The organism is Selenomonas sp. oral taxon 149 str. 67H29BP (genome assembly GCF_000146365.1).
In the GTDB taxonomy this organism is placed as follows: Bacteria; Bacillota; Negativicutes; order Selenomonadales; family Selenomonadaceae; genus Centipeda; species Centipeda felix.
On record NZ_GL397087.1, the window covers coordinates 1,304,102 to 1,324,055 of the forward strand.

Consider the following 19,954-nt stretch of genomic DNA (forward strand, 5'->3'; position numbering starts at 1 on the left):
GGCGCACTTGTCCCTTGGTGCGTCCCCTCGTCTGTCCTCTCGTGTGTCCCCACATTTGTCCCCGCACTTTTGGGGACATCAGGAGGGACACGACGGGGGACATTGTCCTCGCAGTGTCCTTTTTTGTCCTCGAATTTTTGAGACAATCGAAGGACATTGTCTCCTCCTTTGTCCCGTTGCAGTCTCTTTTTCTCTGCCCACTTTGTTTCGCTGCCGACCATCTCACCGATTCCTGCGACAACGAACACGCCATCCTCGCGTTCGACGATCAGTCCGATCTTCTTATAAAGTCCCATCGCAACGACTACCGTATCGAACTTGAAGCGCGTGACCTCGGCGATCTTCTTGACGTCGTACGGGATGATCATATCGCCGACCTTGCGTACCAGCTCCCCGCCGCTATTCGCAGAGAGAAGGCAGAGCTTCTGGTAAAGGACGATGTACTCACAGCCGTTCTTCTGGTCTTGCAGCCAGTCGATGGTCGGGAGATCGAAGAAGTCGGACTTGATCTTGATCCAGTAGTACCGCTTGTCAGCCATTTCCTTACCCCGCGATCTGCTTCATGTCTGATCCGCTCTGCCCCACCGCTGCAAGGCGCACGGGAGAATCCTCGGGCGTTACGTTGCGCGGATTCTGCCCCTCATCGTCAAACAGTCCGCCCTGCCCGCGATGCCCCTCGAGATAACGTACCGCCTCATGAATGAGGTCACGCAGGTGTTCCTCGGTCTCCTCGCTAAAGTAGCTCGGCAGCCCCACCTGCTCATCTGCCTGTGGGAATCGGAGGAGCGGCGTGTTGATCGTGGTCGTCGTTCCGGACTTGGGCATGTGGTACTCGCAGGTAATGATCGCGCCCTCGTAGCCGTCAGTGCCCGTGGAATAGCTGACGCCCGTCGGAACGATGCGCCTGGCGTACTGCCCTGGGTCTACCTCGAGAATCCGGCACACATCGGCGCGAAGATACCCGAATGCCGACCAGAACGAAGGCTCTGGCTCTTCCTCGAACTTCGAGGTGTGCGTGCTGATGAGGCTCTCCTCGTCCTCCTTCTTGTCGTACTCAAAGACCAGCTTTCCTTTTGCCGCCTTGATCTTCTTGATGGTGATATCCATGATTGTCCTCCTTTATGTTCTGTATCTATTTACGCCGGTAAAGGGAGGCGTGTATGTGCCTCCCTACCAGCCTCATGTCAGCCTGTAATCTCTCCTGTCTCGGGATCCACATTGGGCGGCACATCGTCCTGCGCGGAAGTCATGAACTTGTTCGGCTGCGGCGTGGCGTCCTCTGCCGGCTGATTATCATCGCTTACCTCGACCGCCTCTGCTTCGATGTAGTCCGTCTCATCTGCAGTAGCCGTCATGTCTGCTGCAATCTCTGTCTTGATCGTCTCATCGGTGCTCAGCGCGCGCGTGAACTCTGTCTTGATCGGCGCGTACTTAAGACACGCTTTGAGGACGGTCTTCTTCGCCATCTCATCAAAATTCGTTGTCCATGGCGTACTGTAGCCCTTCTTATATGCCTGGCTGTATTTCCTGGCGAAGGAATCCACCTCTGCGCGGCTCATGACGTGGAATCCATAGCCACCGCTCTTGGTCTTGAACATGGCGTAGTAGTGCGTGACCGCCCCCTTCTCGCCCGTCGTTGGTACGTGTCGGAGCTTTGGCTCGAGCCCGAGCTCGTACTCAAAGACGTCGTTTTCATACACCTCGTGTGCCTGGATGATAGTGACCTCCCCGCTGCGATACGCAAGGTCGAGGAGCCCCTTGTAGCCAAGCTGAAACTGGCACTCGAGGATCCCTTTGTTTTTGTACGGGATGAGGTATGCCTGTCCGAGCGGCGTGTTCGGCTCGACACCGAGCTGCGCCGCCTGCATCATCGCACCGAGAAAGCTATTCGGCGTGCACTCGCGGAGCTTCGGGTTCGTGCTGAGTGCCGTGAGCACCATGCGCGTGAATCGCTCCGGGGTGAGGACGGAGGGCAGTGCTTTTGCAATCTGCCCTTCCATCGACACAATGAGGTCTTTGATGGAGCGTGCGCCCTGCTGGGCTGCCACTCTCTGTTCCTGCGCTTTCTGGATCGCGCCGCCTTTTACACTTGCCATGATGATTATCTCCCTTCTCTATGTGTCAGCTGATCCGCAGGACGCGGGTCGGCTTGCCCTGCTTCACGTACTTGGCGTAGATGGCAGGCTCTTTTGCCTTGAGTGCCTTGTTGTCGACGGTCGTGCGCCCTGCCTGCGTCTTCCAGGTGACTTTGTAGTCACCTGCGTAGCCGAGTTCGTAGTCGCCCATCAGCCGGCGGAGCTGGTTTTTATGGTGCTCGAGGTCTTCCTCTGTGTTCTTCTTCGCGTCATCCAGGGCTCGGATGCGTTCGATGATCACTATCGCCGCATCGGGAAGCGTCAGCGGCTCTGCGTTGCCGCCTCGGAACTCTGCCGTGAGGGCATCCTTGCAGCTCTCGCTGCCGTCTACCTCTGGCATGATGCCCGATTCTACCTTGTGCCAGAAGTCGATCTCCGCCTGAAGTAGGAGGTCAATCTCATTGTCATTACGCGGGATCTCTTTCCAGACGAAATGGTTTCCGCCGATGAGCACCGCGATGTACCACCGCTCGCAACCCGTGACCATCATGTAATGCTGGCATTGCACATAGTAGGCGGCGGGCACTTCGTCGTCCTCCCACTCCTTTGCCGCGAATCCGTTGCAGGTCTTGCACTCAAGTCCTGCGTTCTCGCCAACGACCATGCGGTCAACGCTGGCGCGGATGTATGGGTAGTCGTCCATCTGGAGCAGTCCACGCCGCTGCACCTTCTTCCCGGTCAGCTCGCAGAAGCGGTTGGCGACTGCCTCCTCAAGCACCTTGCCCCAGTAAACGTACTCGTTGTCGCTGAGGTCTTCCGGTTCTGCCTTCCCTGTCTTCTCGAGCCAGAGCTGGAAGGGCGACTTCCAACGGTTCAGCCCGACGATGATGGAGGCATCGCTGCCGCCGATGCCTTCGCGGCGGGCATCCAGCCACTTCTTTTCGTCCGCCATCTCGGCGACCGTCATGATAAGTTTTGCCACGTTACTCTTCCTCCTCCATGGCGAACGCAGAGAATCCGTGCTCCTCGGCATACGCAACGATCTCTTCGCGCTCCATATTCTCAACCAGGAGAACGGCTTCGTCTTCGCTCGCTGCAGTGACGCCGATCATTCCGTTGAGCGTGAAAATTACTTTGTAGGGCTTTGGCATTGTCTTTCCTCCTCATCCGTGATATACTCACGGTGAAAACTTATTTCTTTGCGCCAAGAGCGGTTACCGCCGCCTCGGGCGCTTTTTCTTTTGCGATCCGTGCATCGTTCAAAAACATAATGCACGTTCTAATCTGCGCGATCTGCTCTTCGGTCGTTTCGAGTTCGTCAATCGCCGATAAGAGCGTATTAAATGCCACGCCGATCAACTTATACGTCTCTCCGTAAAGAGCTTCCTGCGAGCGGCCTCGCTTCATTGTCACGCAAATGAACAAATCGCTTTCTGCAAGTCTGCCTGCGAGCTCTTCCGCTTGTTCCGTTGTCATTTCTCCACCTCCTCATTAAGTGCTGCGTTTAGTTCGTGCATCCGGGCGATCGCCTCGCTCTGCGTGCCGTATATCAGCACGTCAAGCTCCGCGATGCCGTCTACTGTCCGGCACGCCCGCCACATCGGAAGAATCCCGCCGACAATCTCGCGGCAGACTTTCCACTGCGTCATTTTGCTGCCTCCTCACTCTTGATCCAGTAGGTCAAGGTCAACTTATCGCCGGGATAAATCATCCCGGCCCTATCGAGGAGCCACGGATTCAGCTCCTCCATCCCCGACTTGTATTCGAGGATGTACCGGCGCGTGCCGGTATTTTTGCGGACATACGTCTCTGCGATATCCCAAAGCGTATCGCCCGGGCGCACCGTGTAGGTCTCCTCAACGAGCACGGCGTTCTTGCCGTCGTCCCATGGGTTACACGCCCCAGAGAGGAGCGATGCTGCTGCGACGAATGCCCCGCCGATCAGAATTGGCTGCCAAAACTCACGCATTTTCTGCCACCTCCTTTCAGGCAATGATCCGTTTGCGCGGACGTCCGCGCCGCCGTGTCATCTCAAGCTGATCCGCATTCTCTACAATCTTCACGGCGTGCTGCAGATCTTTGTGAGAGACCGCCGTATCCGCGATCCATTGCAGAAGCGGTCCCCGTGCGATCTTTATGGATGTCCCCACCCAGAAAGCAGGAAAGTCGTTCCTTCCGTGCTTTGCGGCGTGAGCCAGCGCACGGATTAACTCGATGCGAACACCGGTGTATGCGGCAGCCTCCTCGACAGTAAGGGCCGCTTTTTCCCAAATTGGAATCAGTTTTTCCATTTGGTCACCTCCTCACTTTGCGCTTGCCTTCCCCAGTAGGTAGGCTGCCGTGAGCGCCTTCTCGATCCCCCAGACGGAGGTCTCGATGAAATCGAGGCTGTCGCTATTCTGCGGCTCGAAGTCCTCCCTCGTCTCCATTCCGACAAGCGTTTTCCGGGCAATCTCGAGAAGGGCTTCCTTCTCCTTGGTGCTGATTTCGTCCATCATTGTTTCTCCTCCTTACCTGCGTTTGTCGAGATAAATCTGAATCTCAAGTGCTACTGTGGCGATCCGCTGGATGCCACTCAACAGGTGCTCCATCTGCGGTACTTCGTCTGCCGTGAGCATCCCATCCCGCGCAATCTGCAGAAGCTCCTTGTCGGAATCCCTGATCTGCTCAAGGGCACTGAGAAACTTCACCGTGATGCGATCCAGTTCGTTCAGCTCTGCCCGGGGGACGGTTCGTTGTCCGATCGGGCAGCACTGCGAGCAGTGGTAATTCAGAAGCTCCGGCGCGTGGTATGCTTCTGCCATAAGCAGAACTTCTTCGGGATACGGATTCAGCGTACCGATTTCGATGCGCTGCATTCTCTTTCGGTCGATGCCCGTCTCCTCACTCGCGCCCTCGCGGCTGCTCATGCGATCGTTGCACTCTGCCGCCGCCATGCGGGCTAAATAGTACCGATTGACCGCTGTTGACGGTGCAATCTTGGTCATGTTCTATCTCCCTCCCATCCATTACAATGAACTTGTAAGGATTTCTTACTCGTTCCTCGCTGCGCGTTCCTCACATTTGCATCAGATTCAGACAAATAAACGAAACAATCAGAACAGCGCCAATCAACCAGAACAGAAGCATAAGGTGTTTCTTTCGACGGTGCTTCGTGCCCCCTTCGTTTTGACGACGCTCCCACTCCTTAGAGAGAACATCTTCCTGTCTTTTCTTGAATGTCGGCGTTTGAACCAGCTGCATTCCGATCGCAACAAACTCCTCTTTGGTCTTTGCATGAACTAACTGGTTTCCCAGTTCGCCGTAATCTTCTTTTAGCAATTAACTCATCTCCTCCGTTGTTGCTCCCTCCCTGCCGTGGTACAATGAGCGCAGAAAGGGCGTGATTTACATGGGGTATCCGCGAAAAACTTGTGAAAAACTGGTAATGGCTGCTGATAAAGACGGGAAAATATCTTTCGCACAAATCAGAAAGGTTTTTCCCAACCATGACAGCTCGTTCTTTTATGACTTGATTGGCGATGACTTTGTGCGTACTTTTCCCATGGATATGGATACAAGAACGCTGAATAAGTATCGCTATGAAACGGTCATGTTGTTCTGGGAAACACGCCCCAACGACTATGTAAGGGGCTACGAGTTCAAAGACTCCGATCAATTCCGCCTGTCCGTTAGCGGTCTAAACATTCGCGACGATTGTCTTGAACGAATGAAAGACCGTCGCCTCGCAATAACCGCCGCTGTCGCGGGTATCATCGCCGCAATCGCTAGTGTAATAGCACTCTTGCGTTGATGAGTGTGCACACAACAGCGACCGCAATGAACATGATATCTAGAATGAGCATGACCCCCTGATGGTCATAGACGAGCGAATCAAGCCATTCAATCAAACGTTTCATAGTCTCACCTCCTCTCTGTCCCGCTCACGTCTTCCTCCTCGCGGTACTCGTTGGGGAGGGTTCTCTATCCACATATAACAGAATCCGTTAGTTTATCGTCTAAAAAAATAGAACTGTCAACGCCCAGCGCATCGCCAATCACCTTCATGCGCTCAACATCGAGACGAACACTTCCATTTTCCAGATAGCGATATCCTTGCAAACTCATCCCCAACACCTTTGCCAAGTGTGTTTTTGTCACACCTTTTGCACGCCGAACACGTTCGATATTTTGATTCACCGTCACAATATCACCTCCCTCTTTTATAACGGATTTCGTTATATGTATTATACTAACGTAATTCGTTGATGTCAAGTAATTTACATAGAACAATCTCATATTTCGTTACTTTTATAACAAATATCGTTATTTGTGCTATAATGAAACCGTTATCGAACGGAGGTGCGTAGCCGTGGACATCAGCGAGAAGATAAAATTTTACCGAAAAGAACGCGGTCTTACACAAAAAGAACTCGGCATACGAATCAACAAATCTTCACAAGTAATATCAAACTGGGAGCGTGGGTATACTACCTCTATTAACCAAGACGATATATTGAATTTATCCAATACTTTTGGTGTTTCAATAGACAAATTGGTTGATAAAGACGCTTCTCTTTTTGAATCCTCACCGAAAGCATCATCTTCCACCTCCCCCCACTCCAAACGAGACTTGAACGACCTCGCGAAATTCCTCAACAAAACAGAAGTCATGTTTGATGGCGATACATACAACCTCAGTGAAGAGGATCAACAAAAGCTGCGTAATGCTCTTGAGTTCGTCTTTTGGGATGCGAAAAGGCAAAATAAGCGGAAGAAGGATTGATGTGCCATGTTTAACATCAAAGTCCGCGTCAAAAATCTTGTCAACAAATACCACACCGGCAACCCGTTCCAACTTGCGGGCGATCTCGGTATCAAAATAGTACGTCTCCCCCTCCCCGACGATATACGAGGATTTCTGGTAAACGTACTGCGACGAAAATATATTGTATTGAATGACGAACTCTGCTACGCAGCGGAGAAAGTGACAGTATGTCACGAACTCGGACACGCACGTCTGCACGCAGGATACGGCTATTATCTTCACGCCGACCGCGCCTATTACGTTCGCAGCCGTCTTGAGGCAGAGGCGAACGAATATGCCGCGCATTTGCTCGCCTATTCCACTGACATTGACAGTGACCAGGTGACGCACATCATCAACCAACGCCGCCCTGATCCCCGCGAGGTGCATCTATTATTGGGAAGGTTTATTGATACACAGGTTTGGTAGGGAATACTGATCAGAAATGTATTTTGATAGAGAGGAAGATCTATTATGCGACTGAGCGAAGTAAGAAAAATCATTACAGAAAATCGACAAATTCTATCTATACGGACAGATAAATATCGTTCAGATTCTACCATGCTCGAAGTCAATAACATGCACACAGTATTAACGTACCTAAATAATTTGAAAAAAATTCCGAGTTTAGAGCCTCATATAATCAGTCTATATAACGACTTCCCTAAACTAGCTGCTATATATACCTCAGACATGGTGGTTGTTAAGGAGGACGACTTTAGAGGGTTTTATTCACGCCTGGAAAAGATTTCAATAAAGTGTGATGCTATTTTAGAATTAGCTGAATCTATTCTCCCGCAGGAGGTAGAAAACACTATTTCTATAAAATTACCTGTTGAAATCAGCCTGTCCGAAATAGGACTACTTGCAAAAGATTTTTCGGCATTTTTTGATGTGCTTTTTTCGTCCCCGAAACTTAAAGAATGTGGCTCTGTCAAGTTTTATGGTGTAGAGGCAGGCTCTTCATGGCTGTACCTACTCGTCCCTGTATCGGCTATGAAAATAGTCAATATAATCGTTGACGGAATATACAATATTTATAATTCCTACTTAAAGATTCAGCATATGAAAGCAGAGCTTGAGAAGATCAAGTTTGAAAATGAGATGCTATCAGACATCAAAAAAGTAGTTCGCGCCTTGAGCGAAAATACAGTACATCTTATTAACGACGATCAGGAACTTGGTCTTGATGCCGAGTCAGAAAGAAAGTTGTCGCGTAATCTGGAAAATATAATAAAACTATTTAACACAGGCGTCAGAATATATCCATCACTCGCCGCCCCCACAGAAGAACGCAACAAGACGAATGAAATGATCTCACATATCGAGAATCTACTGACAGATATAAATAAGCCAACTTTACCGGAAACAAGTGACCAAGAGATGAGTTCCGACGATGATGCTGATACCGACGATTGATCTTTGGGTTCTCTCTATGGCATTAACGCTCAGGAGTTCTATGAGAGTAGGTTTTACTCAATATGGAGTTTTCGAGGTGCTGTCGAGTTGCTTCTCCCCGATGAGCTTCTGCGTGAGTACCCCAACTGCTCGATCTACCAGATCGCGGCGTCTGTCGGCGTGCCGGAGGAGTTTGTCGGGCTGAAGGGGTAAAGCAGGGCAATGTATGTTGTAGTATGTAATTCTTACTTGACATTTTTCTACCAAAGACGTATGATATTGGCACAAGGTAAATATGCTAATAGCGTCTCTGGTAGTAAGCAGCTCCTTTATCTGAGCTTTGCCGAATCCAGAGACATTTTTATTTACAGGAGGGTTTATGAGAACTGCGATCTTAGTTGACGGTGGGTTTTATCGCAGACGAGCGCAAAGCCGCCTTGGAGAGAAAACAGCCGAGGAACGGGCAGACGAGCTCAACAAGTATTGTCGTCGACATCTGTACCATCATGGCAAGCAAGTCGCCAATCTGTACCGTATCTTTTACTATGACTGTCTCCCGATGGATAAGAAGGTATACCATCCCCTCCTGCAAAGGCAAATTGACTTTTCGCAGTCAGACCTGCGTACATGGATGTATGCCTTCATCGAACAGCTCAAGAAAAAACGAAAGTTTGCAATACGATTGGGAAAGCTCGCTGATGAACAGGCACAGTTCCTTCTACGGGAAGATATTACACGAAAGCTGTGCCGTAGCGCTCTCCAAGTTACCGACCTAAAAGAACAGGATTTCCTGCTGGATGTAAGTCAAAAAGGCGTGGATATGAAGATTGGTCTGGACATAGCATCTCTCGCCTATAAGCAGCAAGTAGATCAAATTGTCCTGATCTCAGGAGACAGTGACTTCGTCCCCGCTGCAAAACTCGCACGACGGGAGGGCATTGACTTCATTCTAGACCCACTGTATAACCCCATCAAGCCCGATTTATTCGAGCATATCGACGGACTGAGAACCTGTGACCCGCACTTCAATCCGAACTGGTCTGAAAAAGAATCCACCGAATAAAATAAAAACCGCCCACCGTGTTGGCGCACGATGAGCGGTGAAGCAGATAGTCTCCGAGGAGATATACCTACTCTGTTGCTATGTGAAAATTAAATAACTTAAACTTATTGCAAAAGGCACGGGTATCTGGTAATATACAAATAAAGAGGATCCTCGGCGTGGCTTCGGTCACTACCTTGGACAACGATGACCCTAGCGCCTTGGCGTTAGGGTCATTCGTCTTTTTAGGAGAAACAGATGGAAGCCCAGATCCCCAAGGATATACTCCACGATATAAATCAAGAAATGGGATTCCCCATGACCTATCTTGCTAAGTTATAAAAAACCGCCCACCGTGTTGGTAACACGACGAGCGGCGAGCAGGTCATCCCCGAAGAGATATACCAGCCATAGCAAGCAAAGTATATCACACCTTCGGGGATTATTCCACAACGGATCCTTCGGAGGTGTTTTATTATGCCCAGCAAACGCAAAGATGGACGCTATCAGTCAAGTGTCATCCTTGAGAACCCGATCACGGGTGAGAAGGTACGGCGTTATTTCTACGCCTACACGCTGCAGGAACTTGAGGCTGAGCGGCGGCGCATCATGAACGCGAACATCTCGGATTTCCTACTGGTCGAGACGTTCCACCGTTTCGCCGACGAGTTCCTCGCCATGAAGCGCGACGTGGACAAACTTGAGGCATCGACACTCTCCGCCTACCAAGGCTTTCTCAATCGTCACATTCTGCCACAGATCCCGCCGTCCATGAAGATCGCCGATGTAAAGCCCTCTCTGCTGAAGCATATCCTCGCGCAGATTGATGGCGATCGGACGAGGCAGGCGGTCTATACGCTTCTGCAGTCGATCTTTCGGGCGGCAAAGTTCGAGCGATTGATCGAGAACAATCCGATGGAGTACATCCGAAAGCCGAAGCACAAGGCGACGGCTGCGGGGATTGTCACGCCGGAGATCTATCACGCGCTCCTTGACGCGATCCAGGGCTCACAGACCGAGCATCTCTTTAAGTTTGCGTGGGACACAGGTCTGCGTCGTGGTGAGATCGTCGCGCTGCGCTGGTCGGACTTTGACGAAAAGGCGGCGACCATCCGCGTATCCAAGGCCCGCAAACGTGCTACAGAGGAGTACGAGGGCACAACCAAAACGGCGTACAGTGCACGAACGGTCACGCTATCCCCTGCCGCTGTGCAAAATCTCCTCGCATGGAAAAAGAAGCTCGCGACGCATCTGCTGCAGCAGGGCATTTCACTCGCGAAGGGCGACTATATCTTTCGCTCCCTGCGCGACGAGACGCAGCCAATCACATTGACCGCTGTGACGCATCTCTTCGCCGATCTCAAGCGACGGCTGAATCTCCCCGCAGATCTGCGCTTTCACTCGTTCCGCCATACCCACGCGACGCTCCTTGCGGAGCAGGAAATCAGCGCGAAGAAGATACAGGTGCGCCTTGGGCATGCCTCCGTATCCTTCACGATGGACCGATATGTGCACAACACGGAGCAGATGCAGGAGGGCGTCACCGAGAAGGTAGTCAAGTGTGAAGAGAAATACGGTCGATAACTGCCATGATGTCAAAAATGATGTCAAAAATAAAAATAGAACAGAAAAAGGCTTCTGAGCAAAATGCTCGGAAGCCTTGATTTTACTGGCAGAGAGGGTGGGATTCGAACCCACGGTGGCTCATCACCACACTTGAAAAGCAGTCAACGAGACATCCATCTTGCTGACTGCTTTTTTCCTATATCAGTGCTGCCGGCTCATACTCCTCGGGCAGGATGCGGCGGAGGAAGCGGCGCGTGCGCTCCTCGCGCGGCGCGGTAAAGATCGACTTTGCACTCCCCTCCTCGACGATCACGCCGTCCGACATAAAGATGACGTGGGTCGCAACATCCTGTGCAAACTTCATCTCATGCGTCACGACGATCATCGTCGTGCCCTCCTCGGCGAGCTGCTTCATCACGGAGAGCACCTCGCCGACGAGCTCTGGATCAAGCGCAGAGGTTGGTTCGTCAAAGAGGATCACATCGGGCTTTGCGGCAACGGCGCGGGCGATGCCGACGCGCTGCTGCTGTCCGCCCGAGAGCTGTGCAGGATAGTAGTCGGCGCGCTCCGCCATCCCCACACGCCGCAGAGCATCCATGCCGATCTCCTTTGCCTCTGCCGCCGCCATGCCGCGCCCGACGGTGAGCCCAAGGGTCACATTCTCAAGGGCGGTCTTATTCGCGAAGAGGTTGTAGTTCTGAAAGACGAAGCCCGTCTTTTTCCGCACAGCGGCAATCTCGCTCTTGGAAGCATCCACAAGGGAGAGCTGCGTCCCGTGGAAGTCCATCGTCCCGCCGTCAGCACGCTCAAGGAAGTTGAGGCAGCGCAGGAACGTCGTCTTGCCTGAGCCGCTCGGCCCGAGGATGACGACCACATCTCCCTTTTCCACGCTGAGGCTCACATCCTTCAGCACCTCTGTCTGCGCAAAACTCTTGCGCACATTCTGTACTCCGAATAACATGCTGCACCTCCTAGCGGAACGCTCCGACACGCCGCTCCGCCGCCGCAAAGAGCAGCTGGACGATCGTGCAGAGGATGAGATAGACGATGAATACGTCGAGATACGCCTCAATGTAGTTGTACCCATAGGAGGCGGCGACCTTGCCGACCGCCATGATGTCCTTGACCGTCATGAGGAAGGCGAGTGACGTCCCCTTGATGAGATTGACCGTGATGTTCGCGATGCTCGGCAGTGCCACAACAAGCGCCTGCGGGAGAATCACGTGCAGGTAGGTCTCTGCCTCGCTCAGTCCGCACACCGCCCCCGCTTCGAGCTGCCCCTTGGGGATGGCGAGCAGTGCCGAGCGGAATGCCTCCGTGAGGAGAGCGATGGTGTTGAGTGTAAAGATAAAGACGGCATACCAGAACGGATCGACCGCCTCGAACACGTTGAAGCTGCTCCCGGCCGCCTTGACGAGCAGATTCAGCAGGCTCGGCAGAAGGCTGTAGAGGAGAAGAATCTGGAGGACGAGCGGCGTGCCGCGCACAAAGGAGACATAAAGACGCGCGATCGTCCCGCCCACACGATGCCCGCGCACGCGCAGGACGGCAAAGCAGAATGCAGGGGGCGCCGCGAGAACGAGCGAGAGCGCGGTGAGTGAGAGGGTCACGCCCGCGCCCTGCCAGATGAGCAGGAAGGTTTCCTGCATAAAGTCAAGATCCAGTTCCAACGGCGTTCCCTCCCTTCAGTCCATTCCGCAGTGTCTTAGGCGCAGTGCGCAGCCCCGTGCCTTGGTCGAGACGATGCTCTGCCCACGCGAAGCCCTGCTCGATGAGCAGGACGAGCACCCAGTAGATCAGCATGGCGCTGAGATAGACCTCAACGCCGTACGCGCCGTAGTTCTGCGCGATGATGAGGCTGCCGCGCCCGATGAGGTCGATCAGCCCAATGGTATAGGCGAGCGACGCCTCCTTCAGGAGATTGATGGTCGAATTGCCGAAGTTCGGCAGGGCGATGAGCGCCGCCTGTCCGAGCATGACATGGCAGAAGGCCTGCCACGGCGAGAGCCCCGCACTCACCGCCGCCTCGTACTGCCCGCGCGGAACCGCCGTATAGGCAGCGCGGAACACCTCCGAAATGTATGCGCCGAACAGCAGCGTAAAGGTGACGACGGCAAAAACGGCGCGGTGCATCGCATTCATATCATAGTCAAAAAGCGCAAAGACGAGCTTCGGCGCACCGTAGAAGACGATGAACAGCAGAACGATGGGCGGCGTACAGCGCATCACATACACATAGGCGAGAGAACATACGCGCAGCACGCGGCTGCCGCTGAGATTCGCCCATGCCAGCAGTCCGCCGAGCAGGGATCCGATGACGATGCTGAGGCCGGCAACGAGCAGTGTGACGTCAAGATAGGAGAGGAGATCGGGCAGAAACTGAACGATCTGCCCGAAGTCAAAGACACGTGTTTCCATCGAATGCCGTCCTCCTCATTATTTTACTTCAGGTAGTCGGAAAGGCTCTCACCGAAGTACTTCTGCTCAAGCTCCGCGATTTTTCCCTCGGCGCGCAGCTCCTCAATCGCCTTGTCGTAGTCGTCCGCAAACGCCTGCTCCTTCTTGTTGAAGATCGGATAGGTCGGGATACCCTTGTAGCGGACGTATGCCATCTTATCATCGAACTGATGATACGGCGCGTCTTCCTTCGCGATGTTGTTCTTGTAGCTCAGCTCAACATCGAGGTAGCCGTCATAGCGCCCCTCGAGCACCCAGCTGTACGCATCCGCCACCTGGAATGCCTCCGAGGACGTCAGCTTGATCTGGTTGTCGGGATTCTCCTTGTTGTACTCGTCGATGACCATATAGCGCGCATCCTGCGGAGCGATCGGGACAATCTTTCCGCTGAACTGGGCAAAGGTCTCCAGATCTTTGATCTTGTCTGCCGTATCCTTGCGGATCGCAAGGCCGATCACGCTCGCACCGATGTTGTTCTTCGGGAACACATACTTCTTCCTGCGCGCATCCGTGATCCAGATCCCTTTGGTGCCGACGGTGTATTTCCCGGACTCAACGCCGATCAGGAGATCATCGTCCGAGGTCGGGACGAACTTGAACTCATACTGCGGCAGCTTCTTCGCCACTTCCTTCATGACGGCAACCTCGAAGCCGTCGGATTCGCCCTGCTCGTTCACATAGTCGTAGGGAACATAGTAATTCGTATGGGCAACGGTGACGATCTTCTTCCCGTCTGCCGACTTCGCGCTGTCCGCGCCGCTCTTTCCGCAGCCCGCCAGCCCTGCCGCAAGTGCTGCGGCGAGAAGCCCCGCGAGTGCCGCCTTCGTGATTTTCTTCAGATTCATGTCATGCTCTCCTTTTATTGCGGCCCTGCCGCGTCGCGTACCCAGTCAAAATGCTTCCAGTCAATGTCGCGCGGCACGGTGCAGTCCGCCCCCAGCAGAATTCCTGTGCGCCCTGCCGCATCGAGGATGCGGTGCGTCTCCGCCGTGATCTCCGCCTGCGTGCCGCGATAGAGCACATCGGATGCGAGATTGCCGAAGCCGCCGAGCAGTGCGTGCTGCGGGAAGATCTTCTGTCCCTCCTCGAGGGGAACCCCCTCGACGACCGACGCCCAGTTGATCGTCTTGGCATCGTAGTCACGATACCAGTCCAGCGCGTTGCGGTGTCCCGCATAGCCGCAGATATGGAGGATGTTGTAGCTGCTCTCGGCGTTTGCCGCGCGCAGAATCTCCTTTTCCCCGGGGGCGAATACCTCCTCGTAGACCGCGCGGCTCGCGCCCTCGCCGATGAGGTTCTGCAGGCTGAAGTAGATGCCCGTCACGCCCGCCTCGGCGATGATGCGGCGTGCCAGCTTCGCAAGATCGGCGGAGATCACATCGAACGCCGCGCGTACCGCTGCTGCATCCTCGCGGACGAGCTGTGCGAGGAATGCCTCATCCTCGGCAAGCGTCCCGGGCTGCATGAACTTCACCGTTGTGCCCGCACAGAAAAGATTGTAGAATGTTGCGACCTCATTTCCATACCGCTTCGTGATCTCCTTCGCATAGGCGATCTGCCGCGTAAAGAAGGGGTGGTCGTCGGGCAGCGGCTGCACCTTTGCCAGTTCCTTTGCCGTGCGTGCGGTCTGCACGGCGGGATTCGGATAGGAGAAGAACCCGTCCGTCATGATCTTTACGAAGTCCGGCTGAAAGCCATCGATATAGCGCAGTTCCCCATCCAAAAGCGTCTGCTCGAGACGCGGGTCAGCATAGGCATCGGCGTGAATCTCATCCGCAAGAAAGTGGAACCAGAATCCCGACGGGACACGCTCGACCTCCCTGCGGTCCATCGCCCTAAGAACAAGCTCCTTTTTTGACTGAGCCATTGTATTTCCCTCCAATAACCATATTTGCATATATGTTTTTCGTTTCCGATGTCGCTATCTTACATGGAATTATCATATTTGTCAAGTATGTTTTATATATTTTTTGATTGACAAAGTATCCTGACAATGTTTATAATGAAACAACCAAAGCGGTTCTGCGCTGTGCACAGACAGTATGGGCTGGGCGTAATCACGCCGTCCATACTGTCTGTGCAGAATACAAACGATACAGGGAACAATGGGAGGAGATACAATGAAAGATTACACTGCAGAGGTACATGGCTGTCACGAGTTCGATGCGACGGGCGCACTCACCACGCCCGTCTATCTCTCGGCGACGTTCCGCCACCCCGCATTCCGCCAGAGCACGGGCTATGACTACAGCCGCGTTGCGAATCCGACGCGCAGCGATTTTGAGAAGGCGATTGCCCTCCTCGAGGGCGGCGAACGCGCATGGGCACTCTCCTCGGGCATGGCGGCGATCAATCTCGTCTTTGCCCTCTGCGCCCCTGGGGACCACGTACTCCTGCCTGAGGATCTCTACGGCGGAACGGTGCGTCTCGCGAACGACATCTACAGCCGTTACGGCATCGACTTCGAGTACATCGATATGCGCGATACGTCACTGGTCGAGGCAAAGATGCGTGAGACGACGAAGATGATCTTCATCGAGACGCCCTCCAACCCGATGATGTTCATCACGGACATCCGTGCGCTCGCCGCCGTCGCTCACGAGCACGGCGCACTCCTCGTCGCGGACAATACATTCCTCTCACCGCACGCGCAGAAGCCGCTCACGCTCGGCGCAGACATCGTGGTCGAGAGCGCGACCAAGTACCTCTGCGGCCACAACGACGTGATCTGCGGCACGCTCGCAGTCCGGGACGCGGACTCCGATCTTGCAAAGCGGATTGAGCTGCTCGTAAAGTCCGAGGGGCCGAATCTCTCTCCCATGGATTCATGGCTCATGCTGCGCAGTCTCAAGACGCTCGGTGTGCGCGTCGAACGCCATGCGGAAAATGCACGCGCTATCGCAGAGTGGCTGCTCACCCGCCCCGAGGTCATGGAGGTCTACTACCCGGGGCTCGCAGGCCACCCCGGGCGCGCCCTGCACGAGAGTCAGAGCACGGGCTATGGCGGCATGATTTCGTTTAAGGTCAAGACCTCCGCCATCGCACAGAATGTCCTCGCCCATCTGCGCCTCATCGCGTTCGCCGAGAGTCTCGGCGGGGTCGAGAGTCTCCTGACCTATCCACTCGTGCAGACACACGCAGAGATGCCCCGCGAGCTCATCGCGCGCACGGGGCTCGACGACCGCCTCCTGCGTCTCTCCGTCGGGCTGGAGGACGTAGAGGATCTGAAGGAAGATCTGGCGCAGGCACTGGAGAAGGCAGCACGGGCGTAGCAGCAGGGTTTGGTTTTGGAGGACACTGTCCCCCCCCCCCCCGCACCGTTCCCCTGTCTGCCCCAAAGAGGAAGGAAAAGAAAACATTATGTCCATCAATTTTGACGAAATCATCGACCGCCGCGGCACGTCCTGTCTGAAATACGACTTTGCTGCTGAGCGCGGCTACCCCAAGGATGTCCTCCCGTTCTGGGTCGCGGATATGGACTTTCGCGCGCCCGTACCCGTCATTGACGCCCTGGCGGCGCGCACGGCACACGGCATCTTTGGCTATACGCAGATCAAGGACGACTACTTCAACGTCCTGCGCGACTGGTTCCGTACGCATCACGCGTGGACGGTGCAGCGCGACGAGCTCGTCATCACACCCGGCGTCGTCTTTGCCATCGCCACCGCCATCCGTGCCTATACCGCACCGAATGAGGCCGTCATCATCCAGCAGCCCGTCTACTATCCCTTTGCGAGCATGATCCGCCAGAACGGGCGCACGCTCATCGACAGCCCCCTGCAGTTCGCTGACGGACGCTACAGCATCGACTTCGCGGATTTCGAGCAGAAGATCATCGACCATAAGGTAAAACTGTTCATCCTCTGCAGCCCGCACAACCCCGTCGGGCGTGTATGGACGCGCGCAGAGCTCGAACAGCTCGCTGCCATCTGCCTGCGCCGTCACGTCATTGTCGTCGCGGACGAAATTCACGAAGAGTTCGTGCGCCCCGGCTTCCGCCACATTCCCTTTGCCTCTCTCTCCGCGGACGCCGCCGCCATCACCGTCACCTGCACTTCCCCGAGCAAGACGTTCAACCTTGCGGGACTGCAGATTTCCAATATCTTCATCAGTAACGAATCCCTGCGCCGCCGCTTCAAGGAAGAACTGAGCCGTACCGGCTACGATGAGCCGAACACGCTCGGGCTCGCAGGCGCGAAAGCAGCATACGAACACGGCGCTCCGTGGCTGAAGGAACTGCTCGCCTACATCGAGGAGAACTACGCCTTTACGAAGGAATACCTCGCTGCGCATCTGCCGAAGGTAAAGCTCATCGAGCCTGAGGGAACCTACCTGATCTGGATGGACTTCTCCGCCTACGGTCTCTCGGACAAGGAACTCAACGAGAAGGTCATCCATGAGGCGAACCTCTGGCTTGACGACGGCCCGATCTTCGGTGCGGGCGGCAGCGGCTTCCAGCGCATGAACCTTGCCTGCCCACGCAGTACCCTCCAAACGGGTTTCGCACATCTCGCCAAGGCATTCGGATAAATAAGCATACAAAAAGAGAAAACACAGCATCATCGCTGTGTTTTCTCTTTTTGTGTCGTTCTTTGATTCAGCTGACCTTCTCGCGTTCCCTGCGGTGTGCCCGCAGCGTCTCAAGCCCCTGCGGATATTCCTGCAGGAGGAGCAGGAGGTTTGCCATCGTGCGGCTCGGCAGGATGTCACCGGACTCATATTTCTGGAATGCCCGTGCCCCGCCGCCGAGGATCGTCCCTGCCTCCTCCTGCGTCAGTGCGAATTTCTTCCGAATGGATCGAATCTCCGTCGGGAGAGGAAGCCCCTCCACGCGTGCCTTCATCACGTGCAGAGCACGGTCAGACACCTTTGTATCCTCATACGAGTGCACACTCCGTGTCCCATCCGCTGAGTACCACCCCGGCATATCCACCGTAACGCTCTCCCCTTGGTACGTGAATGTCATCGGGCGAATATCACGATGCAGTTCTTCCCCCGTCTCTGGGTCAATCATCATATCATCTTGATTCATCGCAATTCACTCCATTTCATTTTTCCTTAAACGACAGCAGCCAAAAGTCCGACACAATATCGTTTGCCGTAAACTTGATGTATAGTAAATATTCACCAAAAGGCACATGATAAACATCCTGCCAAACCTTGTGGTTATACTTCGAGGTCATGGACTTATAGAAATGCGATTGCTCCATGGAGGCGATTACTTCACGAATCCCATCCGCATCAAATCCCAATTCTGCCGCTGACATGAGCGCTGTTCTCGTAATAAAATACCCAGTTTGCTGAATCTTCCTAAGATCATAACTAGGGAAGCACTGATAAATTCAGCACCGCCATCTTAGCGCATCTTTTTTGCCCGCACTTCGTCGGAAAATCCTCCACATAGCTTTAGCTATGCGTCCGGTTTTCCTCCTTGTTCGGACGAAAAAATCTACGCCAATCTGACGGACTTCATTTTATCAGCGATTCCCTAGGCTTGTATTTATCCATCACAGGATATGTTTTATGCTCCAATGACCTCCCTCCTCTCTTACATTTTACACCACTATGGTGTAAAAAACAAGACTTCCTCCCAGACGGAGGAAGTCACTTGTTTATTTGTTTTCTTTGAAATACTGCCACGCATCCATCACGTCGAGGAAGGCACCGTCAAAGCCCGCTGCCATAATCATGTCCAGATAGGCATCGGGGCTGCCATAGAGGATATCGCACCACTCCTTCGACCAGTAGCGAGCCTTGTAGCTGCCCGGCCACTCAGGATTCGGCTCGGCGAGCCAGTGCGGACGCTCTGTGTTCCACTCTTCCTTCCAGTAGGGACGGTAGTCCGCCGCCTCCCCAACGCTCATGTAGGAGAGCAGAAGACGCTTGCCGCCGTTCGCCTTTACCTTCAGCCGCGCAGTCTCTGCCGGGGTCAGCGGACGGTCGCCGTAGTAGAGATCGACGACGAGGAGGTCGTAGTTCGTTGCTGCAAGGGCGTTGATATAGGCGTCGCGCGCATGGAAGTGCTCGGGGTTCAGCAGGAAGAGGAAGTTTTTCACCTGTTTCAGCTGCGTAACATCGTCCGCGTTCTCGTTCATCGGCAGACGCCTTGGAATCACATCGAGCAGGCGGTCGCCCGCCTCGGCGACATAACCCTGCTCCGCACCGAGCTCCTCTACCTCATGAATTCTCTTGCCCTTCACATAGTCGAGGGTAAAGACTGCCTTGCCTGCCATGAGTGGCTTGCGGAGCATCGCGGTGAGATATTCATCCAGATCGCCGTCGTTGCGCTCCGGCGTGTCGCCGTTCTCCTCATAGCCGTCATAGAAGCGGGACTCCATCAGGATGCCGTCGAGCGCACGCACGAGACGTGCGACATTCTCCTCGGAGTTGTCCTTCGTCACCTCCAGCAGCCCCACAGGTCCGTTGCCGACGAGCAGAAAGCCCGGATGTCGCTCGCGCGCATAGCTGCCGAGCTGCTCCGTGAGGTCGATCATCGCCGTTTCCGGAACGACGTGCTCACGTCCGCCCTCCGCCGAGGGGAGTGCCTGATGCACGCCGAACAGTCCTGCCGCTCCCACGAGGAGTGCTGCGATTCCCTTTTTTACCTTGCCCATAAGCTCCCTTTCTGAT

29 protein-coding genes are annotated in these 19,954 nt (G+C 54.3%); 8 read left to right on the forward strand and 21 right to left on the reverse strand.

From position 1 onward, the window contains the following. From HMPREF9166_RS06210 to HMPREF9166_RS06255, 12 genes are all read right to left on the reverse strand, one after another. Window positions 1-539 (reverse strand): phage replisome organizer N-terminal domain-containing protein (locus tag HMPREF9166_RS06210; protein ID WP_009753135.1); only part of this gene is annotated, 539 nt, incomplete at its 3' end. Window positions 540-543: 4 nt separating this feature from the next. Further along, window positions 544-1,107, reverse strand: a complete 564-nt coding sequence (locus HMPREF9166_RS06215; RefSeq protein ID WP_009753136.1) for a hypothetical protein — start codon at window positions 1,105-1,107, stop codon at window positions 544-546. 77 nt (window positions 1,108-1,184) lie between these two features. Next, window positions 1,185-2,096 (reverse strand): recombinase RecT, encoded by a 912-nt coding sequence (locus HMPREF9166_RS06220; RefSeq protein ID WP_009753137.1) that lies wholly within the window; start codon window positions 2,094-2,096, stop codon window positions 1,185-1,187. Between the two features lie 25 nt (window positions 2,097-2,121). Then, window positions 2,122-3,057 (reverse strand): YqaJ viral recombinase family protein, encoded by a 936-nt coding sequence (locus HMPREF9166_RS06225; protein WP_009753138.1) that lies wholly within the window; start codon window positions 3,055-3,057, stop codon window positions 2,122-2,124. A gap of 1 nt (window position 3,058) precedes the next feature. Then, the gene (locus tag HMPREF9166_RS12320; protein ID WP_009753139.1) at window positions 3,059-3,226 is read right to left on the reverse strand and encodes a hypothetical protein; all 168 of its coding nucleotides are present in this window, start codon (window positions 3,224-3,226) and stop codon (window positions 3,059-3,061) included. Window positions 3,227-3,266: 40 nt separating this feature from the next. Beyond that, window positions 3,267-3,551, reverse strand: coding sequence for a hypothetical protein (locus HMPREF9166_RS06230; RefSeq protein ID WP_009753140.1), 285 nt, complete (start codon window positions 3,549-3,551; stop codon window positions 3,267-3,269). Beyond that, entirely contained in the window at window positions 3,548-3,724 is a 177-nt protein-coding gene (locus HMPREF9166_RS12710; RefSeq protein WP_009753141.1) for a hypothetical protein, read from the reverse strand. The genes HMPREF9166_RS06230 and HMPREF9166_RS12710 overlap by 4 nt, the downstream gene beginning before the upstream one ends. Next, complete coding sequence (locus HMPREF9166_RS06235) at window positions 3,721-4,044, reverse strand: LysM peptidoglycan-binding domain-containing protein (protein ID WP_009753142.1); 324 nt, start codon at window positions 4,042-4,044, stop codon at window positions 3,721-3,723. The genes HMPREF9166_RS12710 and HMPREF9166_RS06235 overlap by 4 nt, the downstream gene beginning before the upstream one ends. Window positions 4,045-4,060: 16 nt before the next feature. Then, the gene (locus HMPREF9166_RS06240; protein WP_009753143.1) at window positions 4,061-4,366 is read right to left on the reverse strand and encodes an excisionase; all 306 of its coding nucleotides are present in this window, start codon (window positions 4,364-4,366) and stop codon (window positions 4,061-4,063) included. Window positions 4,367-4,378: 12 nt separating this feature from the next. Then, window positions 4,379-4,573: a hypothetical protein gene (locus HMPREF9166_RS06245; RefSeq protein WP_009753144.1), complete on the reverse strand. Its 195-nt coding sequence runs from the start codon at window positions 4,571-4,573 to the stop codon at window positions 4,379-4,381. 12 nt (window positions 4,574-4,585) lie between these two features. After that, the gene (locus tag HMPREF9166_RS06250; protein WP_009753145.1) at window positions 4,586-5,062 is read right to left on the reverse strand and encodes an XRE family transcriptional regulator; all 477 of its coding nucleotides are present in this window, start codon (window positions 5,060-5,062) and stop codon (window positions 4,586-4,588) included. A gap of 70 nt (window positions 5,063-5,132) precedes the next feature. Further along, window positions 5,133-5,396, reverse strand: a complete 264-nt coding sequence (locus HMPREF9166_RS06255; RefSeq protein WP_009753146.1) for a hypothetical protein — start codon at window positions 5,394-5,396, stop codon at window positions 5,133-5,135. A 70-nt stretch (window positions 5,397-5,466) separates the two neighbouring features. Here HMPREF9166_RS06255 and HMPREF9166_RS06260 point away from each other — a divergent pair, with 70 nt between their 5' ends. Then, on the forward strand, window positions 5,467-5,868 hold the full coding sequence (locus HMPREF9166_RS06260) for a hypothetical protein (protein WP_139062651.1): 402 nt from the start codon (window positions 5,467-5,469) through the stop codon (window positions 5,866-5,868). A 170-nt stretch (window positions 5,869-6,038) separates the two neighbouring features. Here HMPREF9166_RS06260 and HMPREF9166_RS11980 read toward each other — a convergent pair whose 3' ends face one another. Continuing rightward, complete coding sequence (locus HMPREF9166_RS11980) at window positions 6,039-6,260, reverse strand: helix-turn-helix domain-containing protein (protein WP_071586080.1); 222 nt, start codon at window positions 6,258-6,260, stop codon at window positions 6,039-6,041. A 166-nt stretch (window positions 6,261-6,426) separates the two neighbouring features. On the opposite strand from HMPREF9166_RS11980, the gene HMPREF9166_RS11985 reads away from it, so the two are divergent. The 5 genes from HMPREF9166_RS11985 to HMPREF9166_RS06280 all read left to right on the forward strand — a co-directional run bounded on the left by HMPREF9166_RS11985 (window position 6,427) and on the right by HMPREF9166_RS06280 (window position 10,885). Next, window positions 6,427-6,840 carry a helix-turn-helix domain-containing protein gene (locus HMPREF9166_RS11985; protein WP_071586081.1) on the forward strand — a complete coding sequence of 138 codons (414 nt, stop codon included), beginning with the start codon at window positions 6,427-6,429 and terminating at the stop codon, window positions 6,838-6,840. A gap of 6 nt (window positions 6,841-6,846) precedes the next feature. After that, window positions 6,847-7,290, forward strand: coding sequence for an ImmA/IrrE family metallo-endopeptidase (locus HMPREF9166_RS11990; protein WP_009753150.1), 444 nt, complete (start codon window positions 6,847-6,849; stop codon window positions 7,288-7,290). 45 nt (window positions 7,291-7,335) lie between these two features. Further along, entirely contained in the window at window positions 7,336-8,280 is a 945-nt protein-coding gene (locus HMPREF9166_RS06270; RefSeq protein ID WP_254655015.1) for a hypothetical protein, read from the forward strand. A 358-nt stretch (window positions 8,281-8,638) separates the two neighbouring features. Continuing rightward, complete coding sequence (locus HMPREF9166_RS06275; RefSeq protein ID WP_009753153.1) at window positions 8,639-9,322, forward strand: NYN domain-containing protein; 684 nt, start codon at window positions 8,639-8,641, stop codon at window positions 9,320-9,322. A 456-nt stretch (window positions 9,323-9,778) separates the two neighbouring features. Further along, window positions 9,779-10,885: a tyrosine-type recombinase/integrase gene (locus HMPREF9166_RS06280; protein ID WP_009753154.1), complete on the forward strand. Its 1,107-nt coding sequence runs from the start codon at window positions 9,779-9,781 to the stop codon at window positions 10,883-10,885. Between the two features lie 178 nt (window positions 10,886-11,063). Here the strand turns inward: HMPREF9166_RS06280 and HMPREF9166_RS06285 are convergent, their stop codons facing one another. The 5 genes from HMPREF9166_RS06285 to HMPREF9166_RS06305 are packed head-to-tail and all read right to left on the reverse strand — an operon-like array spanning window position 11,064 to window position 15,191. After that, window positions 11,064-11,828, reverse strand: a complete 765-nt coding sequence (locus HMPREF9166_RS06285; RefSeq protein WP_009753155.1) for an amino acid ABC transporter ATP-binding protein — start codon at window positions 11,826-11,828, stop codon at window positions 11,064-11,066. A 10-nt stretch (window positions 11,829-11,838) separates the two neighbouring features. Beyond that, window positions 11,839-12,537, reverse strand: a complete 699-nt coding sequence (locus HMPREF9166_RS06290; protein ID WP_009753156.1) for an amino acid ABC transporter permease — start codon at window positions 12,535-12,537, stop codon at window positions 11,839-11,841. After that, the gene (locus HMPREF9166_RS06295) at window positions 12,521-13,285 is read right to left on the reverse strand and encodes an amino acid ABC transporter permease (protein WP_006691212.1); all 765 of its coding nucleotides are present in this window, start codon (window positions 13,283-13,285) and stop codon (window positions 12,521-12,523) included. Before HMPREF9166_RS06295 ends, HMPREF9166_RS06290 begins: the two co-directional genes overlap by 17 nt. Before the next feature lie 23 nt (window positions 13,286-13,308). After that, window positions 13,309-14,169, reverse strand: coding sequence for a transporter substrate-binding domain-containing protein (locus tag HMPREF9166_RS06300; protein ID WP_009753157.1), 861 nt, complete (start codon window positions 14,167-14,169; stop codon window positions 13,309-13,311). Window positions 14,170-14,183: 14 nt separating this feature from the next. Further along, window positions 14,184-15,191 (reverse strand): uroporphyrinogen decarboxylase family protein, encoded by a 1,008-nt coding sequence (locus tag HMPREF9166_RS06305; protein WP_039981124.1) that lies wholly within the window; start codon window positions 15,189-15,191, stop codon window positions 14,184-14,186. A 253-nt stretch (window positions 15,192-15,444) separates the two neighbouring features. Here HMPREF9166_RS06305 and HMPREF9166_RS06310 point away from each other — a divergent pair, with 253 nt between their 5' ends. Then, window positions 15,445-16,596 carry a PLP-dependent aspartate aminotransferase family protein gene (locus tag HMPREF9166_RS06310; RefSeq protein ID WP_039981126.1) on the forward strand — a complete coding sequence of 384 codons (1,152 nt, stop codon included), beginning with the start codon at window positions 15,445-15,447 and terminating at the stop codon, window positions 16,594-16,596. Between the two features lie 88 nt (window positions 16,597-16,684). Then, window positions 16,685-17,854, forward strand: coding sequence for a MalY/PatB family protein (locus HMPREF9166_RS06315; protein ID WP_009753160.1), 1,170 nt, complete (start codon window positions 16,685-16,687; stop codon window positions 17,852-17,854). Between the two features lie 67 nt (window positions 17,855-17,921). Here HMPREF9166_RS06315 and HMPREF9166_RS06320 read toward each other — a convergent pair whose 3' ends face one another. The 3 genes from HMPREF9166_RS06320 to HMPREF9166_RS06330 all read right to left on the reverse strand — a co-directional run bounded on the left by HMPREF9166_RS06320 (window position 17,922) and on the right by HMPREF9166_RS06330 (window position 19,938). Further along, window positions 17,922-18,356 (reverse strand): type II toxin-antitoxin system MqsA family antitoxin, encoded by a 435-nt coding sequence (locus HMPREF9166_RS06320; RefSeq protein WP_009753161.1) that lies wholly within the window; start codon window positions 18,354-18,356, stop codon window positions 17,922-17,924. Between the two features lie 16 nt (window positions 18,357-18,372). Further along, window positions 18,373-18,591: a type II toxin-antitoxin system MqsR family toxin gene (locus HMPREF9166_RS06325; protein ID WP_009753162.1), complete on the reverse strand. Its 219-nt coding sequence runs from the start codon at window positions 18,589-18,591 to the stop codon at window positions 18,373-18,375. A gap of 345 nt (window positions 18,592-18,936) precedes the next feature. Next, on the reverse strand, window positions 18,937-19,938 hold the full coding sequence (locus HMPREF9166_RS06330) for an endo alpha-1,4 polygalactosaminidase (protein ID WP_009753163.1): 1,002 nt from the start codon (window positions 19,936-19,938) through the stop codon (window positions 18,937-18,939). Window positions 19,939-19,954: the final 16 nt, after the last annotated feature.